This is a genomic window from Aestuariibaculum scopimerae (genome assembly GCF_059428085.1).
Window position 1 is genome coordinate 1,097,441 of record NZ_CM182089.1, and the last position, 16,447, is coordinate 1,113,887.

Consider the following 16,447-nt stretch of genomic DNA (forward strand, 5'->3'; position numbering starts at 1 on the left):
ATACATAATAATTACCTAATTTTAATCCGAATTTTTTATTAAAAACTATCATTATTTATGATTTCAATAATTAACACACTGAAAACATGGTGTTTAGTGATAATTCTATTTTTTATAAGCCATGTTTATTCACAAAACACAAAGACCTATAAAATACATACCATTGCTTTTTACAACCTAGAAAACTTGTTTGATACCATAAACGATCCCAATAAGTTTGATGAGTCCAGCCCCATTATGGCATTAAAGACAAAACAATCGGAAGCTTATATTAAAAAAGTAAAAAACATGGCTCGCGTTATAGGCGATATAGGCTTTGAGGTTACAGGCAATACGCCTGCTCTTATTGGTATTTCTGAAGTTGAAAACAGAACTGTTATTGAAGACCTAGTGAACGACCCTAAATTAAGGAATAAAGATTATGGTATTGTACATTATCCATCACCAGATACTAGGGGGATTGATGTGGCTTTACTTTATCAAAAAAAGCTGTTCACACCCATAACCACGAGTAGCCATGAACTAAAAATTTATGACGCTATTACTAAAAAGCGAATCTATACCCGAGACCAATTATTGGTAAGTGGTAACCTTGAGGGAGACCTTATACACATTATTGTAAACCACTGGCCTTCCAGGCGCGGGGGCCAAGCCAAAAGCAACCCCAAACGCATGGCTGCAGCTAAGCTTACAAAGCATTTGGTAGATTCGCTTCAAACGATAGATCCTTACGCAAAAATCTTTATTATGGGCGATTTGAATGATGACCCAACAAATGCCAGTATTAAAAACATTTTAAAAGCTCAACAAGATAGGAATAAGGTAGCTCTTAAAGGTATTTTTAATCCCTATGAGCGTTTCTATAAAGATGGTTTAGGAACCACAGCCTATAGAGATAGTTGGAGTTTGTTCGATCAAATTATGGTTACCAAACCTTTAATTGAAAGAGACTATACGTCTTTTCGCTTTTATAAGGCCGGTATCTTTAACAAAAACTACCTTATTAGTAAAAAAGGACGTTATAAATATTACCCTAAGCGTAGTTTTGACTCTGGTGGCTTTACCAATGGCTTTAGTGACCACTTTCCAGCATATCTATATGTTATTAGAGAAGTGGACTATTAGTTAACCCATCCACACATCCCATGGAATACGTGATAAAAACAATACTAAGGCAATGGTGTAAAAAACAGCTAAGGTTTTTAATTTAGATGGTGATGTTAATTTCTTTTTATGCTTAGAATATCCAACCGTAATCAAGGCAACCGCCAAAATATTTACAAAAGGGTGTTCTACTAGATATAAGCGCGCCAGGGAATCGCCCATTACCCCTGCTCCCATCTCGCTCCACAATTGAAATTTAGGAGAAACAAAATAAAGAACCAGTCCGATTAACAATTGAATATGTGATACAATTAACGTAAACAACGAAATTCTAAAATCCTTCGCTTCATACTCCTTCGCTCCAAATGTTTTTATTAAGGCATTTATAGACGCAATAATTAAAATTACTAGGACAAGGTATGCCCAATACGAATGAAGGTTTTTTATAACACTGTACATAACTGGCTGTTTTTAAATTAACAGTAACAAATGTAATAATTAAAACCATAAAAAAACCGCTTCGGTTGAAGCGGTTTTTTATTAATACAATTTATTCACTTAATTCCATCTATTTTCAGCAGCATTTCCACCCCAAATTAATGTGGCCAAATACGGGTTATCTATAAACGGATTTCTATTTCCTTGTGCGCCTTCAATAACATTATTGCGCTGTATTTCGAAAGCTGAAACAGGATCTTCTATATTCCATTGCAAGAACAACTCTAAAGTGCCTACTTTACTAAAAAGTTCGCCATAACGAATATTTAGGTACATAACCATTCTAGCAACATCACCACGCCAGTCATCTCCAGGGTACCACATGTTACCTCCAATTACACCATAGGCACCACTGCCTTCGGTATATGGATAATTACTTCTTTGAGAGTTAATACTTGCATCTGTACTTCTTAAATGGTGTAAATCTGTAACGGCACCTATAGAGCTTAGCAACGATTGCGGATAGATATGCTCTGTATTAAAAGTTTGGGGGAAATATGAATTAGATCCAGAGGTATATTCTTCCCAATATCTACTTTCACCAGAGTACATTAGTATAACATTATCGGCATTACTAATATCTTCATCGGCATCATATAAATATTTGTGTCTTTGCCCGTATGATAATATTACGGTATGCTTCGTTTGTGTTAGTGTCTCTAACTCTTCTAACATCAAATCTTCTGCTTCAGAAAAAATAACACTGTTATAATAATTCAATAATTCTACTGGAATGTTAAAACTTAATGATGCTACTACATTTACAGTTACAGTTGCTGTAGCGCAAGTATTGTCAGGTTGGTCATCATCACAAATGGAGTAAGCAAATGTATCTTGACCAGTGAAACCTGATTGAGCAGTATAGCTTATCGTACCATCCGTATTCAACACAATGGTTCCTTGTGTGCCTGTATCATCAACTGAAGTCAATACTGCATCATCAATCGTTGTATCATTATCTAAAAGTCCTGAAAAAACTCTAGTACTATTTTCTAAAACATTGACTTCATCATTTACGGCTATCGGACTACCTGTATCTGTAACTGTTATAGTTACCGTTGCTGTAGAACACTTAGGGGTCTCATCATCATCACAAAGCGTATAAGTAAATGTATCCTCCCCAACAAAACCCTCTACAGGCGTATAGGTATAAGTGCCATTTCTGCTATCTACTACAATACCACCACCAGTAGTTGAAGCATCAAATGTTGTAATTCTGGCATTATCTTCAACTGTATCATTGGATAATAAATTTTGTAAAACCAACTCTTGGTCTTCTTCTGTTGTGGCCGTATCATTTACAGCCACAGGTTTTCCATCATCGGTTGGTTTAGGGTCTGGATCTGGTGTATCACCACCTCCCGAGCTACTGCAACTTATTAAACAAGCATTAAAGATAATTAACAACGCTATTCTTTTCATCATAATAATCATACACACTAATTAAGACAAAAAACCACTCCTTAACGAAGTGGTTTTTTTGTTATTGTTTGTTTTATTTTATTGGTAAACCCAAACACCTCCTGTTTTAATAACATTCATCGTTTCATTAACAGTAGAACCATTGTATATTACATAGGTAAGGACATATTTTTGGCCTTCCTCTGCACCAGGATTTTTATTATCAAGAAGAACATTAAAAGCCTCTAAAAGCATAGCGTCGCTCCAATAGTTAGAACTACTAGACCTTCTGTCAAAACTACCAAAGAATCCAACATTATCTGCTGGCCCTGGATAAATACTAATAAATGCATTTGAAATTAGAGTAATATCGGCTCCCGTTAAAGTATATTTAATAGTATTATCAGGCACCCAAGTTGTTCCATCATGGCCAAATTGAATAGTTTCACTTACTACATCATTATATTCTGACCAATTGGTGCCATCAAAAATAAAATACTTTACATAGCTATATGTTGTGTTATCTGTTGTGCTGCCATCTCCATCAACATCATCAACATCCGTTGTGTATAGTTTATACATTGTTGCTTGAATGTCACCAGCTGAAACAGTTTCATACTTAAATTTATCCTTTAAAAACACTGGTATTTTTGCTATCGCTTCATCTTCATTTGAAAAATTGGGAAATCCTTCTCCCATCATTTCATATTCATCATCTGTAAAGCCTAAAATATACTCCCATTCGCCATTAAGATACAGAAACCCATTATTTAATGTATTCACACTTCCATTATAATATTTATAAGTCAATGATACTAGGGTTCTATCTTCAGGAGATGGGTATTTCCACTCCAAGAAACCTTGTATATCAGAATCACTATCAAAATTGCCAAAAGTATGTCCTAAATCAGCATAATCTTGTGAAGACACCGTATAAACGATTAGACTTCTTTCCTCTCTTTTAGGAGAATATATTTTAAAAGTAACTGATGCTGTAGAACCTGCCCCCCAAACTGGATACTTATCTGACAACAATCCTGGAATTAAAGTTTTAGCTTCATCTTCCGAGTCAAAATTTCCAAAAGATTTATCTAAATCATCATAATCTTCATCAGTAAGTTCATAAGTAACATCCCCAACTATAGGGTCTACTTGAGCATCTAAATCTGTATAGATATCATCAAGAGGATTACAACCTGTAGCGATTGCTCCTAAAATTAATATGTAATAAAATATATTTTTCATTTTCAAAGTTTTTTAGAATTTAAGTTTTGCTCCAATGCTAAATGTTCTTCCAAACCCATAATAGCCTAGAATAGTATCTGCGTTACCATCAAATGCATCTGTAAAATATTCAGTATCAAACACATTATTCATTCTTCCAGTTAATGTAGCATCAAAAGGACCAAAATCAAAGTCATGGCTAACAACTACATCAAACAATCCATATTCTGGTAATTTATATGCGTCAGACCCTGGAGTACCACGATCACTTGGGTCAAATTCAGCATAAAGATTACCATAATAATAATAATCCACAATTAGGTTTGTTTTTTGTGAAAGACTATAGTTAGCACCTAAAGACAAAGTAGTTTGAGCAGCGTCACCTACATGCAAATCTTCAATATAAAGGTCCACTGTAGTTATTAAATCTTGGTTTTCATCTAAAATATCAACTCCTGTTACATTATTATCCCATCTCCAATCTCCAATAGATACCATGCCATTGAACTTTAACTTTTCAAAAGCTTTATAGACAAAATCAACTTCAACCCCTTGATGTATTGCATTTACTCCTAAAATATTAGCAAAGGAGTTAGTTCCATCAGGTTGTTGGAAACTTACTGTTTCTGTTCTATCCTTCCAAGTCGTTCTATATAAATTAACATTAGCACTTAACTTATCACTTCTATATCCATATCCAATTTCAAAACTAATAACTTTTTGATTTTCAGCATCTTCATTTATATGTTCATTGTCAAAGTTTTGGAAAACCGCATCAAAATCTGGAGCCTTTTCAAAATAACCTACATTGGCAAATACATTGTGGTTATCATCAATATTGTAGTTACCACCACCTTTAACGCTAAAACCAAAGAAGTTATAACGATCTGTTTCTTGCAAAGGGTCACTATCTAAATAATTGAAATAATCCACCCTCTTATAAGATGTATTAGAAGCTGCTAATGAAATGTAAGTGTTTAAATCTTCGTTTACTTCGTACTCTAATTGACCAAAAGCACCAATCCAACCAACTAAACCATCATTATAATAACTGTATTTATCTCCTACTTTTACAATTGCATTTGGATTATTTACATCACTATCGTCTAAGTAATATTGACCACCTAGTAAATCGGTAAGCTCTGTAAAGTGAATCCCCTTATAATTTCTGTAATCTAATCCAGTTAAAAGCACTAAATCATCAGACAAATTTGTTTTTAATGTTGATAGTACCCCATACCAATTATGGTCATTGCGAGATGCTCTTAAAATAGTTTCTGAACCATTAGCCCCTCTAGCTATATTTTCATCTACAATTTTATCAAAATCTATTGGGCCATATAACCCATTTCTATATTCGCCTACACCAGAATCGTCAAAACCAAATTTATAAGCTCCTGCAAAGCCGCCACCGCCGCCAGAACCAAATGAAGCATACAACACAGTTGAAATACTTGTATTGTCATTTAAATCCCAATAATGGTTTAAAGACATTTGAGGTTTGTTATAAAAGTTATCTTCTTGATGCGTTACTTGTCCATCTTTATACCCCCAGTCAGCATTAAACTTTCTTCCACGTTCACTATCTTTATAAGTGCTGATAAGTTGTCTGTTTTGTCTTTGACCATGACGCTGTTTAGAACCAAATGCAGTAAACGACAATTTATGGGCATCATTAATCTCTTGTGTTAAATTAATAAAGTAAGACACTCCATTAAACTCAGTACCATCCACATAACCATCACCCGAAGTTTTAGCCGCTGAAACCGTAGCTGCAAAACCTTTTTCAGATAATCCTGTAGAGTAAGTTAATCCATATTTTAAATAGCCATCATTTGCTATGGAAGTATAAACATTACCCCCTGCTTCAACATCAGATGTTTTCGTAATAACATTAATAGTACCCCCAATAGAAGGTACAGCAACTTTTGAAGCTCCTAAACCTCTCTGCACTTGCATAGTAGATGTTACATCTCCCAATCCAGCCCAATTGGACCAATACACTGCTCCATTTTCCATATCGTTAACAGGAATACCATTAATCATAACTGCAACGTTTTCAGATTGAAATCCTCTAATCCTCGTTTTAGCATCTCCATAACCTCCTCCTGTTTTAGTAGTATAAATACCAGGTGTAGAGTTCAAAATTTCAGGGAATTCTTGTGTCCCTAATTTAAGTTCTATATCAGCAGATTTTACTGTAGAAACTGCAACCGGTGTTTTTCGGTCTACTGCCACGGAAGCAATAATTTGAATTTCCTCAAGACCTACCTGGCTGGACTCTAAAGTAATCTTTCCTAAAGAAATAGACCCTGAAAAGGGAACCGTTTTAGAGTTATAACCTATATAGGTTATCAATAGTTCTCCTGAGGCTGTTTGAGTAGTTAAAGAAAAGTTTCCATCAAAGTCAGTAGTTACTCCATTAGACGTTCCTTTTTCTACAACATTGGCACCTGGCAAGGGAATATTAGTTCCAGCTTCCAATACAGTACCTGTTATAGTACTTTGTGCCATAATAACTGTAGTAAATAAAAAAGCTACAGCCACCAATAAAAAATGGGTAATTTTTTTCATAATTAATTATTTGAAATTAGTCGAAGCAAAAATACGTATAATTAAAAGATAAATATTACCCAATTGTTAAGAAATTTAACAATTGTTAATAAATTAAAAGACTATCGTACTGAAAATCCTATTGCCTTTTCGTTAATATGCTAAGAATTTATTTGAGTTTTAGTTATTTTGCCTATAATAATTCAATAAATTAAGTGTAGAGGCATCATGGCCGCTTTCGGCAGTATTGTTAAATTCTTGTAAAATTTTGTTAGCTAATTGCTTTCCTAACTCCACTCCAAATTGATCGTAACTAAAAATGTTCCAAATAACACCTTGAACAAATATTTTATGCTCATATAAGGCAATTAATTTACCCAAACTTTCTGGTGATAACCTGTTAATAAATATGGTATTAGTGGGTTTATTACCTTGAAACACTTTAAAGGGAACTAAATTTTCTGCCGTCCCTTCAGCAATCACATCGGCTTCGGTTTTGCCATTTAAAAGCGCTTCGGTTTGGGCCAAAAAGTTAGAAATTAACTTATCTTGGTGGTCTTGGTTACCATGTAGCGATTTAACAAATCCTATAAAGTCTGCCGGTATCAGTTTAGTGCCTTGGTGTATTAATTGAAAAAAGGCGTGTTGTGCATTGGTACCTGGCTCGCCCCAAATAATGGTTCCTGTTTGGTAATTTATGGGGTTGCCATTTCTATCTACGCTCTTGCCATTACTTTCCATAATGCCTTGTTGCAAATAGGTTGCAAACTGGTTGAGGTATTGCGAATACGGTATAATTGCCTCGCTTTCAGCTTTAAAAAAGTTGTTGTACCATATGCTTATGAGCGCTAAAATAACTGGTATGTTTTTATCAAAGCTTTCATTTTTAAAATGCTGGTCCATTTTGTGGGCCCCTTGCAACAGCTTATTAAAGTTATCATAGCCTATGGCCAAGCTAATGGTTAAACCCACAGCACTCCATAATGAAAAACGACCACCTACCCAATCCCACATAGGGAAAACATTGTTTTCGTCTATACCAAAAGCGGTTACATTTTTAATATTAGTGGAAACCGCTACAAAGTGTTTGGCTATAGCAGCTTGGTCTGCCGATTCTAAAAACCAACTTTTTATGGTATTGGCGTTAGATAGTGTTTCTTGGGTTGTAAAGGTTTTTGAAACAATAACAAATAAGGTGGTTTCTGGATTTAATTTTTTAATGACTTCATTTACATGGTCGCCATCTACATTGCTAACAAAATGTGTGGTAAGGTGGTTCTTGTAAAATTGCAACGCATCTACTACCATTGCCGGTCCTAAATCAGAGCCTCCAATGCCTATATTAACTACATCGGTAAAGGCCTTACCCGTATAGCCTGTTCTGTTGCCTCCAACAACCTCGTTTGTAAAGGCCTGTATGTTTTGTTTTACCTGATGAATTTCTGGCATCACATCTACACCTGCTACCTTAAAATCGGCATCAGCAGGTGCACGCAAGGCTGTATGCAATACCGCCCTTCCTTCGGTTTGGTTAATGGTATCACCGGAAAACTGACTTTCTATAGCGTCTTTTAGCTTTACCTCATCGGCCAATTCCAGTAAATAGGTCAACGTTTCTTCAGTGATTCTGTTTTTGGAGAAATCCACATAAAAATCATCCCACTTTATGGTAAACTTGTTGGCCCGTTCGCTATCTTGAGCAAACAGGTCTTTCATATGTACATTGTTTATTTTGCCGTAATGCGCTTCTAGTTTTTTCCAAGAGTTTACGGTGGTTGGATCTATCTTTGGTAATGCCATAGTTAATTTGCTTGAGAGATAAGAGGCTGTTCTGGTTGCGCTTCTTCTTCTATTTCTGGTTTAAAAAATATATTGTCCAATTGATATTTTATAGGCTGAATATACTCTAGATACTTAGCTTTTAAACTATCTGATATAGGCTTGGCTTCTGGCAGTTTTTGTTTAAAGGGGTCTACTTGCCTACCATTTACCCAAAAACGATAGCATACATGCGGCCCGCCTGTGTTTCCGGTCATGCCTACCCAACCAATTACATCGCCTTGCTTTACAAATTGCCCCACTTTAACGTTGCGTTTTTTCATGTGCAAGTACTGGGTTTCATAAGTGGCATTATGGCGTATTTTTACATAGTTGCCATTACCTCCTGTGTAACTAGACTTTGTTACCGTTCCGTTGGCTGTAGCCATAATGGGGGTACCAATGGCTGCGGCAAAATCGGTGCCTTTGTGCGGACGCACTTTATAGCCGTAAACAGCTATTCTTCTTTTTAAATTGTATCTGGAGGATATGCGCTTAAATTTTACAGGGGCTTTTAAGAACGCACGCCTTAAATTTTTGGCCTCTTCGTTAAAATAATCAATAATACCCTTTACACTGTCCGTTTCAAACTCAAAAGCATAAAATGGCTCGTCGTTATGCTCAAAATAAGCGGCTTTTATATTGTGCACACCTGTGTAAATGGTATCGTCTATGTACTTATCGGTATAAATAACCTTAAACCTATCGCCTTTTTGAAGGCGTCTAAAATCTATGGTCCAGGCATAAATCTCATCGGCCATTTTATAGGCCAACCTAGGGCTTAACCCTTGTTCGTCTAAAGTTTCCGAAATATTGCTTGTAATAACCCCTGTGGCTATTTTTTCAACGTATTTAATGGGTTTTTTCCTTTTGTATGCGTGAATGGAGTCTTTAAAATTAATAACTACATACTCCTCAGGCGTTGTTTGATAGATAAAACATTCTGGAAGTTCCAAAGTGTCTTTAGAGCATAATAAGGTATAGGGCTTACCCACTTGCAAGCGCCTAATGTCGAACGTGTCTTTGGCTTTTTCTGCAATATGAAAAATCTTTGGGTAGCCTATTTTATTGCGTTCTAATATCTCGCCAAAGCTGTCGCCATTTTTTATGGTATCTCTTTTAACTACAAAGTCACTTAAATTAAAACCAAATTCATAAATATCTTTTGGTTTTTCTACAACGGCTAACTCCTCTTCTATTATTACTGGCTTTTTCTCGTCTTCTTTACAACCAATAAAAAACAATGCTACTACTGTTATTAGTATTAAATATCTGTTCCCCAATTTTCTAATTCTTTTTTTGTCCATAATTCTGGAAAAAATATCCGCTTCTGATATTTTGGATGCATGTATTTTACCCATTCACTCCCTCCTGTTGCTTCGGCGGTTTCACCGCCTATATTTAAATAATGATTTGCTGTGTTATAATGTGCCATTACCCATTTTATATTTACGGTATAATCGTAATGGCGCATAGCTTTTACCAAGTCTTTGTCCTCCCTAGCTTCCTTTGGCAACCCCTTGAACTTGGAATACAAATTGTTAGCTTGATAAAATTTGGTAAATCTAATAAATTCGTCTTTATATTTTTCTTCAAAAACTGTTAATGTGTAACTTTTTTTGCCTGTTTTATAGTCTTTGCCTGCTGCCTGCCAATATAAGTGCTCAAAAGCATTCTCGTAAGATGAATTCCTGTCGATGGTATCCCTAAATCGCTTGTCAATTAAATTAATGAGCTCGGTTGATGCAAACTCTACTTTTCGGTATTGGGCGCTTTGAAAACCACTGGCCGGCGTTAGTGTTTTTCTAAACTTATTGTACTGGTCTACATCCATACCGTCTTTCATGATGCTGAAGGACGAGGTTAACATATCAAAATACCTACTAATACGCATTAATTTAGATGTAAACATAGCGGCATCGACATCTTGGGTTCTTGCCACTTGGTCAATTTCCCAAAGTATCATCTTAAACAGCAGCTCGTTTATTTGATGGTACATAATAAACACCATCTCATCTTTAAAATTCGTATGCTGGGTTTGAAGACTCAATAAGGCATCGGTTTGTATGTAATCCCAATAGTTTATAGGTTTACTATGCAATAGGCCTTCCAGGTAATCTTCCAAATTCTGGTCTATGGCTTCGTACTTCTCTTTAAGCTGATTGGTTATTTTTGAATCCAAATTCTTTTAATTATCAACAATAATTCTAAATGGGTGTTTTAACCCTTTAAAAGCTTCCAGTTCGGCTCTTAACGATCCTACGGCCAAATCTGCCTTTATGCGCAAAGGTACTTTATTTTTGTCTTTTGATACCCAAAGCGTTAAACTTTCCTCTTCCTTAAACACCCGTCCGGCCATTACGTAAGGCCTAAACTTTAGGGCCGCCACTTTACCAAAATCGGTTTCAATGGTTTCTTCTCCTAAATACTTTAGTTTAAACCCATAGTTTTCTTCATCAAAAAACATATCGGTTCGCACCTCATCGCCAACTTTTAGTTTACTTATGTCTAAATTATTACGCAAATAGTAATAGGTAGATACCATATCCTGTATGTTGGGCGAGGTATCAAATATCTTTACCGTATTGTGTTTTTTATCAAATACATGTGCTTTGTGCTCCTTTTGGTTAAACTCAATTTCCAGGTCTTTAGTATGTCCGCCCTCATCAATATTTCTAATAAACTTATAGGGAAGTATGGTGGTTTTATCAAAATAGCTTTCGTAGCGATCTTTTACTTTAAAAAACCATTTAATCATACCGGTGGTCCACCCCTTACCAACTACGTGGTACACCTCTTTACCGTTCAGTTTGGTTTCACTAACGTTAAGGGTGGCATTGCCTGCTTTTAAAAAGCCGCTATAGCTCATTTTAAATTTAAACCATTCGCCCTCTTTAAATGCCGATTCTTTTTGTGAATACGAAACGTTTATAGTAAGTACGGCCGTTATTATAAGTAGTACGTTTTTCATTTGTCTTTGGGTAATTGCCATGTAACTTTTTAAAGTTACAATTATGTTATTGTTTTTAGAAATTACAATTACTGTTCCAAAAATATAAAATTTACGCGTACGGTTTGTAATTGTTGGGTGATGTTGGTGTTAAATTGTAAAGATGATTTATACTTTCTTTTTTTTTGAAGCTTTTATTTGTTAAGCAAAATTTACCTGCTTTAAGATGCCCTCCTTAATTTGTTGTTTTAATGCATTTTTAGTTACTAAGTCAATTTTTTTGTTAAATACCTTTTCAAGATACATTTCAAGAGTAAAGAATTTCCATCCAATGGGTTTTTCTAATTCAACAAGGATATCAATATCACTTTCTTCGGTTTGTGCATTTTCAGAATAAGACCCAACAAACCAATTTCTTTTACCGAGAAGTCTTTGTAAAGTACGGGCTTTAATTCCGCTAGCTTGGTTAATATGTCTTGCTTTGTAAGCACATTTCAAATATAATCAATTCTTTTTATTGAAAATATTTAAAACTTATTCTATCACTTTTTAGTGTAGTAGTAAATATATGGGTCACCAGTTGGCCCTTCATCATATATAGCAAAAGTATTATTACTAATGGTTATCTCTTCTTCATAAGTCCCTTCAATTTCATCTTCATATATAAATTTATATGTATTGTTTCCCACGCTTTCCCAATTAGCAGATTCTTCATAATCTAAATCACAAGTATTATCATAATCTGTATAATATTCTGTATTTACAAAAATACCATCAGATGTAACTACATAAGTACTTTCTTTTTCACAATCTCCTAATGGAATTTCATTTCCTTGATACATTAATTTTGACATATACCAAGTGCCTATGATTGCGTTATCTTCTTTAGGGCTATCGCTTTTGCTACAAGATATGGTTACTAATGTGATAATGGCTAGGGTGATTGTTTTTAGGTGTTTCATTTGTTTTTGGTTATTATGATTATTTATATTTTATTTTACTTACTAGTTATTCTCCAAAACTCCCATCTCATCTCACCACTAACCCTACCAAAATAATAGGGAATTATACATATCCTATACATTCCTTTTACAACCAGTTATATTTTATTTTCAACTCCAAATATAAAATCATTTCTTACGATTAAAAGAAAAAATACAAACTTTAACATTTTACCTTACTTGCTTCTAGTTTAATACTAGTTTCGTTCGGGTTTTGTTCAGGTTTCGTTCGGCTAAACCCCTATCGAGTCGAAGGTGACTCGAACATGACTCGAAGGTGACTCGAAGAAGACCCGAACAAAATAGCCTTGATTTTTGAGTGATTTTTGTTTAAATAATGCCTTTAATTACTCTGTTTTAAGATTTATGATTTGCATATGTAAGAAATTACATTTATGTTTATTGTATAGTTTAACCTCAAATCTTTTAACGAATGGGAACATTTCAAGATAATATTTTAGGTGGGTTTTCTGGAAAAATCGGTAATGTTATTGGTCAGCGTTGGCGCGATAAGTTTGTTATGCGTAGCGTACCTCAACCAAATAGGCGGCCGCCTTCACCAGCCCAAATTAACCAACGCAATAAGTTTAAAACGGTTATTGGGTTTTTAAAGGGCCTGCGGCCTATTTTGTCTTTGTATTTTGGTAAGCCCGAGGGCAGTAAGACGCCTTTTGATTTTGCGATGGGCTACCACCTTAATGAGGCGCTTATTGAAAATTCAGATGGTGCGTATGCCATTAATTATGAGAAGGTTTTGATTGCTAAGGGCGACCTTGGGGAAATGGATAATGGCTCTGTAGTCGCTAATGCTAACCAAAACCTCACGATTTCCTGGAATTCTGATAATTATCAGGGCTATACTAATCCAACAGATGTATTGATTGTTGCTGTGTATGCCGAAGCCTTGAACATATTTGAGATTGCTAATCCTGCGGGAACGCGCCAGGACCAATCGGTGCAAATGACTTTACCTTTGGATTGGGCTGGCCTGGACATGCAGGTGTGGGCTACCTTTGTGACTGCTAATAATACGGAGGCTGCTACTAGTACTTACTTGGGTACTGTAACGCTCTTGTAATTAAATAAGGCTGCCTAAACTATCCTTTTGTTTTTAGGCAGCCCTTATTTTTATTTTCTATAGTGTACCTCTGGTAGCTTGCTCGCGCTCTATGGACTCGAACAGGGCTTTAAAGTTACCGGCACCAAAGCCTCTGGCACCCATACGCTGTATGATTTCGAAAAATAGGGTGGGCCTATCTTCTACGGGTTTGGTGAAGATTTGCAATAGGTAGCCTTCCTCGTCGGCATCAATCATAATGCCTAAGGATTTTAGGGTTTCTATATCTTCACGCAGTTCGTGGTTGTGTGCTTGTAAGCGCTCGGGCACGGCCTCGTAATAGGCTTGTGGGGGCACGGATAGAAACTCGACCCCGCGGGCACGTAACTGGCTTACGGTTGTAATAATATCATCGGTGGCTACGGCTATGTGCTGTACGCCGGCGCCTTCGTAAAAGTCTAGGTACTCTTCTATTTGTGAGCGCTTTTTGCCTTTGGCGGGCTCGTTGATTGGGAATTTGATGCGTCCGTTACCATTGCTCATTACTTTACTCATCAGGGCAGAGTACTCGGTGTGGATTTGCTTATCATCAAAGGACAGGAAGTTTTCAAAGCCCATCACATCTTCGTACCACTTTACCCAAGTGTTCATTTGCCCCCAACCTACATTACCTACCATGTGGTCTATGTATTTTAAACCAACGGATTCTGGGTTGTAGTCGGACTCCCAAGCTCTAAATCCGGGCAGGAAAGCACCTTTATAGTTTTTACGTTCTACAAACATGTGTACGGTTTCGCCGTAGGTATATATACCGGCTCTTACTACTTCGCCATGCGCATCGGTTTCTACCGTGGGCTCCATATACGATTTGGCACCACGGCTGGTGGTTTCTTTGTAGGCCTGGCGCGCATCGTCTACCCACAGGGCTATTACTTTTACACCATCGCCGTGTTTTACTATGTGCTCGTTTATGGGCGATTTACTGGTTAATGGCGTGGTTAGCACCAGTTTAATCTTATCTTGCTTTAACACGTAACTTACAGTGTCTTTAGAGCCTGTTTCTAAGCCTTTGTAGGCATAGGATTGAAACCCAAAGGCAGTTTTATAAAAGTGCGCGGATTGCTTGGCGTTGCCTACGTAGAATTCTACATAGTCTGTTCCTAACAACGGCAGGAAGTCTTGGGCGCCTTCGAATATTTTTTCTAGACCGTAGTCTACTGATTTTATGTCTTTACTCATAATTTTTAGGAATAGAGAGAAGAGAATAGAGATTTTTAGAGCCTGTTTTGAAAACTCATGGTCATCTTTTGGAACTCTGCTATACTTTTCTCAAGTTTATGAAATTGTTCGTTTGTTATATATTTTCTATTGTTTGCTATTATTAATTGTGTTTCTAATTCAAAAGAAGATCCTAGAGAAATATCAATGAAATGAGAAAAGGATTTGTTACTTCTGTGTACTCATAAGCATCTCTGCGCTCTATTCTCTTCTCTATTTTCTAATATTACTCTAGCCACGATTTATGGTAATCCTCATCGGCAATGGCCATGGCATCTTCGGTAACCATTAAAGGTTTAAAGGTATCGACCATTACGGCCAACTCTTCGGTTTCGGTTTTACCTATACTGCGTTCGGTGGCACCTGGGTGCGGACCGTGGGGTATACCTGCTGGATGCAGGGATATGTGCCCGGCCTCAATATCGTTTCTACTCATAAAATCGCCATCTACGTAATACAGCACTTCATCGCTATCTATGTTACTGTGGTTATAGGGTGCGGGTATGGACTGCGGATGGTAATCGTACAACCGGGGTACAAAGCTACACACTACAAAGGCATCGGTCTCAAAGGTTTGGTGCACTGGTGGCGGTTGGTGTATACGCCCGGTAATGGGCTCGAAATCGTGAATAGAAAAGGCATAGGGGTAATTATACCCATCGTAACCTACCACGTCAAACGGATGGGAGGCGTACACCATTTCTATAATGTCATCTTGCTTTTTTACTTTTATTAAAAATTCACCGTCTTGGTTATAGGTTTCTAATTCTTGTGGGCGACGTATATCGCGCTCACAAAATGGTGCATGTTCTAATAATTGTCCGAACCAATTTCTATAGCGCTTGGGTGTATATATGGGTCGGCGGGACTCTACGATGAACAATCTATTGTCTTCGGTATCAAAATCTATTTTATAGATGATTCCACGGGGCACTAATAGGTAATCGCCATACTTAAAATCTAGGTTTCCTAAGTGGGTTCGTAATTTACCGGTGCCTTTGTGAATAAAAATAAGTTCATCGGCATCGGTGTTTTTATAAAAATAATCTTTGGTAGATTGTTTTGGTGCTGCTAATATAATGGCACAGTCGCTGTTTATTAAAACGGTTTTACGGCTGTCTAAATAATCTGTTTCTGGTTTTACTTGAAACCCTCTAAACCGATAGGATTTTATATTGTTTGCTTTTGCTACTTTGGGCGCTACACTGTATTGTTTTTTTATTTCTTTTACTTGTGTGGGGCGCTGTTCGTGATAGCTATTGGTAGACATGCCATCAAACCCAATGGTGCCAAACAACTGCTCGTAATACAGGCTGCCGTCTGGCTTTCTAAATTGTATATGGCGTTTAGGAGGAATATTTCCTAATTTATGATAAAAAGGCATACTTTAAATGTTTTAATGTTAGATTCTAATAAATTTAAAGGCAAAAACCTTAAAATTCTACGATATATAAAGATACAATAAAAGTATTCTCATTCAGGATTTCTCTTGATGAGATAGTGAAGAAATAGTAGTAATTCTTGCCAAAAAATTTGCATATCGAAACAAAGGTCGTGAATTTT

General features: G+C 36.3%; 14 protein-coding genes and 1 pseudogene. 2 read left to right on the forward strand and 13 right to left on the reverse strand.

Annotated features, from left to right (window positions below):
* Positions 1-96: 96 nt before the first annotated feature.
* Positions 97-1,125 (forward strand): endonuclease/exonuclease/phosphatase family protein, encoded by a 1,029-nt coding sequence (locus AC5SR4_RS04910; RefSeq protein ID WP_495358421.1) that lies wholly within the window; start codon positions 97-99, stop codon positions 1,123-1,125.
* Here the strand turns inward: AC5SR4_RS04910 and AC5SR4_RS04915 are convergent, their stop codons facing one another.
* The 10 genes from AC5SR4_RS04915 to AC5SR4_RS04960 form a co-directional block, all read right to left on the reverse strand.
* The gene (locus AC5SR4_RS04915; RefSeq protein WP_495358422.1) at positions 1,126-1,563 is read right to left on the reverse strand and encodes a hypothetical protein; all 438 of its coding nucleotides are present in this window, start codon (positions 1,561-1,563) and stop codon (positions 1,126-1,128) included.
* Positions 1,564-1,662: 99 nt separating this feature from the next.
* The gene (locus AC5SR4_RS04920) at positions 1,663-3,027 is read right to left on the reverse strand and encodes an endonuclease (RefSeq protein ID WP_495358423.1); all 1,365 of its coding nucleotides are present in this window, start codon (positions 3,025-3,027) and stop codon (positions 1,663-1,665) included.
* 75 nt (positions 3,028-3,102) lie between these two features.
* Entirely contained in the window at positions 3,103-4,248 is a 1,146-nt protein-coding gene (locus AC5SR4_RS04925) for a hypothetical protein (RefSeq protein ID WP_495358424.1), read from the reverse strand.
* A gap of 12 nt (positions 4,249-4,260) precedes the next feature.
* Complete coding sequence (locus AC5SR4_RS04930) at positions 4,261-6,801, reverse strand: TonB-dependent receptor (protein WP_495358425.1); 2,541 nt, start codon at positions 6,799-6,801, stop codon at positions 4,261-4,263.
* Positions 6,802-6,960: 159 nt separating this feature from the next.
* Complete coding sequence (pgi, locus tag AC5SR4_RS04935) at positions 6,961-8,580, reverse strand: glucose-6-phosphate isomerase (protein WP_495358426.1); 1,620 nt, start codon at positions 8,578-8,580, stop codon at positions 6,961-6,963.
* Between the two features lie 2 nt (positions 8,581-8,582).
* Entirely contained in the window at positions 8,583-9,905 is a 1,323-nt protein-coding gene (locus AC5SR4_RS04940) for a M23 family metallopeptidase (RefSeq protein ID WP_495358427.1), read from the reverse strand.
* Positions 9,863-10,780: a tryptophan 2,3-dioxygenase family protein gene (locus AC5SR4_RS04945; RefSeq protein ID WP_495358428.1), complete on the reverse strand. Its 918-nt coding sequence runs from the start codon at positions 10,778-10,780 to the stop codon at positions 9,863-9,865. The genes AC5SR4_RS04940 and AC5SR4_RS04945 overlap by 43 nt, the downstream gene beginning before the upstream one ends.
* Before the next feature lie 6 nt (positions 10,781-10,786).
* Entirely contained in the window at positions 10,787-11,569 is a 783-nt protein-coding gene (locus tag AC5SR4_RS04950; RefSeq protein WP_495359160.1) for a DUF3108 domain-containing protein, read from the reverse strand.
* A 180-nt stretch (positions 11,570-11,749) separates the two neighbouring features.
* Entirely contained in the window at positions 11,750-12,046 is a 297-nt protein-coding gene (locus AC5SR4_RS04955) for a nucleotidyltransferase family protein (protein WP_495358429.1), read from the reverse strand.
* A 44-nt stretch (positions 12,047-12,090) separates the two neighbouring features.
* Positions 12,091-12,510, reverse strand: coding sequence for a lipocalin-like domain-containing protein (locus AC5SR4_RS04960; protein ID WP_495358430.1), 420 nt, complete (start codon positions 12,508-12,510; stop codon positions 12,091-12,093).
* Positions 12,511-12,982: 472 nt separating this feature from the next.
* Between AC5SR4_RS04960 and AC5SR4_RS04965 the strand changes: the two genes are divergently transcribed.
* Positions 12,983-13,627 (forward strand): DUF6266 family protein, encoded by a 645-nt coding sequence (locus tag AC5SR4_RS04965; RefSeq protein ID WP_495358431.1) that lies wholly within the window; start codon positions 12,983-12,985, stop codon positions 13,625-13,627.
* A 57-nt stretch (positions 13,628-13,684) separates the two neighbouring features.
* Here AC5SR4_RS04965 and hppD read toward each other — a convergent pair whose 3' ends face one another.
* The 3 genes and pseudogenes from hppD to AC5SR4_RS04980 form a co-directional block, all read right to left on the reverse strand.
* Positions 13,685-14,845, reverse strand: a complete 1,161-nt coding sequence (gene hppD, locus AC5SR4_RS04970; RefSeq protein ID WP_495358432.1) for a 4-hydroxyphenylpyruvate dioxygenase — start codon at positions 14,843-14,845, stop codon at positions 13,685-13,687.
* A gap of 35 nt (positions 14,846-14,880) precedes the next feature.
* Positions 14,881-15,048, reverse strand: a pseudogene (locus AC5SR4_RS04975) (four helix bundle protein); the annotation flags it as partial.
* 62 nt (positions 15,049-15,110) lie between these two features.
* On the reverse strand, positions 15,111-16,268 hold the full coding sequence (locus AC5SR4_RS04980) for a homogentisate 1,2-dioxygenase (RefSeq protein WP_495358433.1): 1,158 nt from the start codon (positions 16,266-16,268) through the stop codon (positions 15,111-15,113).
* Positions 16,269-16,447: the final 179 nt, after the last annotated feature.

What these genes read in the sequence shown, in the direction of transcription:
- AC5SR4_RS04960 (WP_495358430.1), bottom strand. Translation starts at nt 12,510, where the DNA reads ATGAAACACCTAAAAACAATCACCCTAGCCATTATCACATTAGTAACC.
- AC5SR4_RS04915 (WP_495358422.1), bottom strand. Translation starts at nt 1,563, where the DNA reads ATGTACAGTGTTATAAAAAACCTTCATTCGTATTGGGCATACCTTGTC.
- AC5SR4_RS04950 (WP_495359160.1), bottom strand. Translation starts at nt 11,569, where the DNA reads ATGAAAAACGTACTACTTATAATAACGGCCGTACTTACTATAAACGTT.
- AC5SR4_RS04940 (WP_495358427.1), bottom strand. Translation starts at nt 9,905, where the DNA reads ATGGACAAAAAAAGAATTAGAAAATTGGGGAACAGATATTTAATACTA.
- AC5SR4_RS04930 (WP_495358425.1), bottom strand. Translation starts at nt 6,801, where the DNA reads ATGAAAAAAATTACCCATTTTTTATTGGTGGCTGTAGCTTTTTTATTT.
- AC5SR4_RS04965 (WP_495358431.1), top strand. Translation starts at nt 12,983, where the DNA reads ATGGGAACATTTCAAGATAATATTTTAGGTGGGTTTTCTGGAAAAATC.
- pgi (WP_495358426.1), bottom strand. Translation starts at nt 8,580, where the DNA reads ATGGCATTACCAAAGATAGATCCAACCACCGTAAACTCTTGGAAAAAA.
- AC5SR4_RS04980 (WP_495358433.1), bottom strand. Translation starts at nt 16,268, where the DNA reads ATGCCTTTTTATCATAAATTAGGAAATATTCCTCCTAAACGCCATATA.
- AC5SR4_RS04920 (WP_495358423.1), bottom strand. Translation starts at nt 3,027, where the DNA reads ATGATGAAAAGAATAGCGTTGTTAATTATCTTTAATGCTTGTTTAATA.
- hppD (WP_495358432.1), bottom strand. Translation starts at nt 14,845, where the DNA reads ATGAGTAAAGACATAAAATCAGTAGACTACGGTCTAGAAAAAATATTC.
- AC5SR4_RS04925 (WP_495358424.1), bottom strand. Translation starts at nt 4,248, where the DNA reads ATGAAAAATATATTTTATTACATATTAATTTTAGGAGCAATCGCTACA.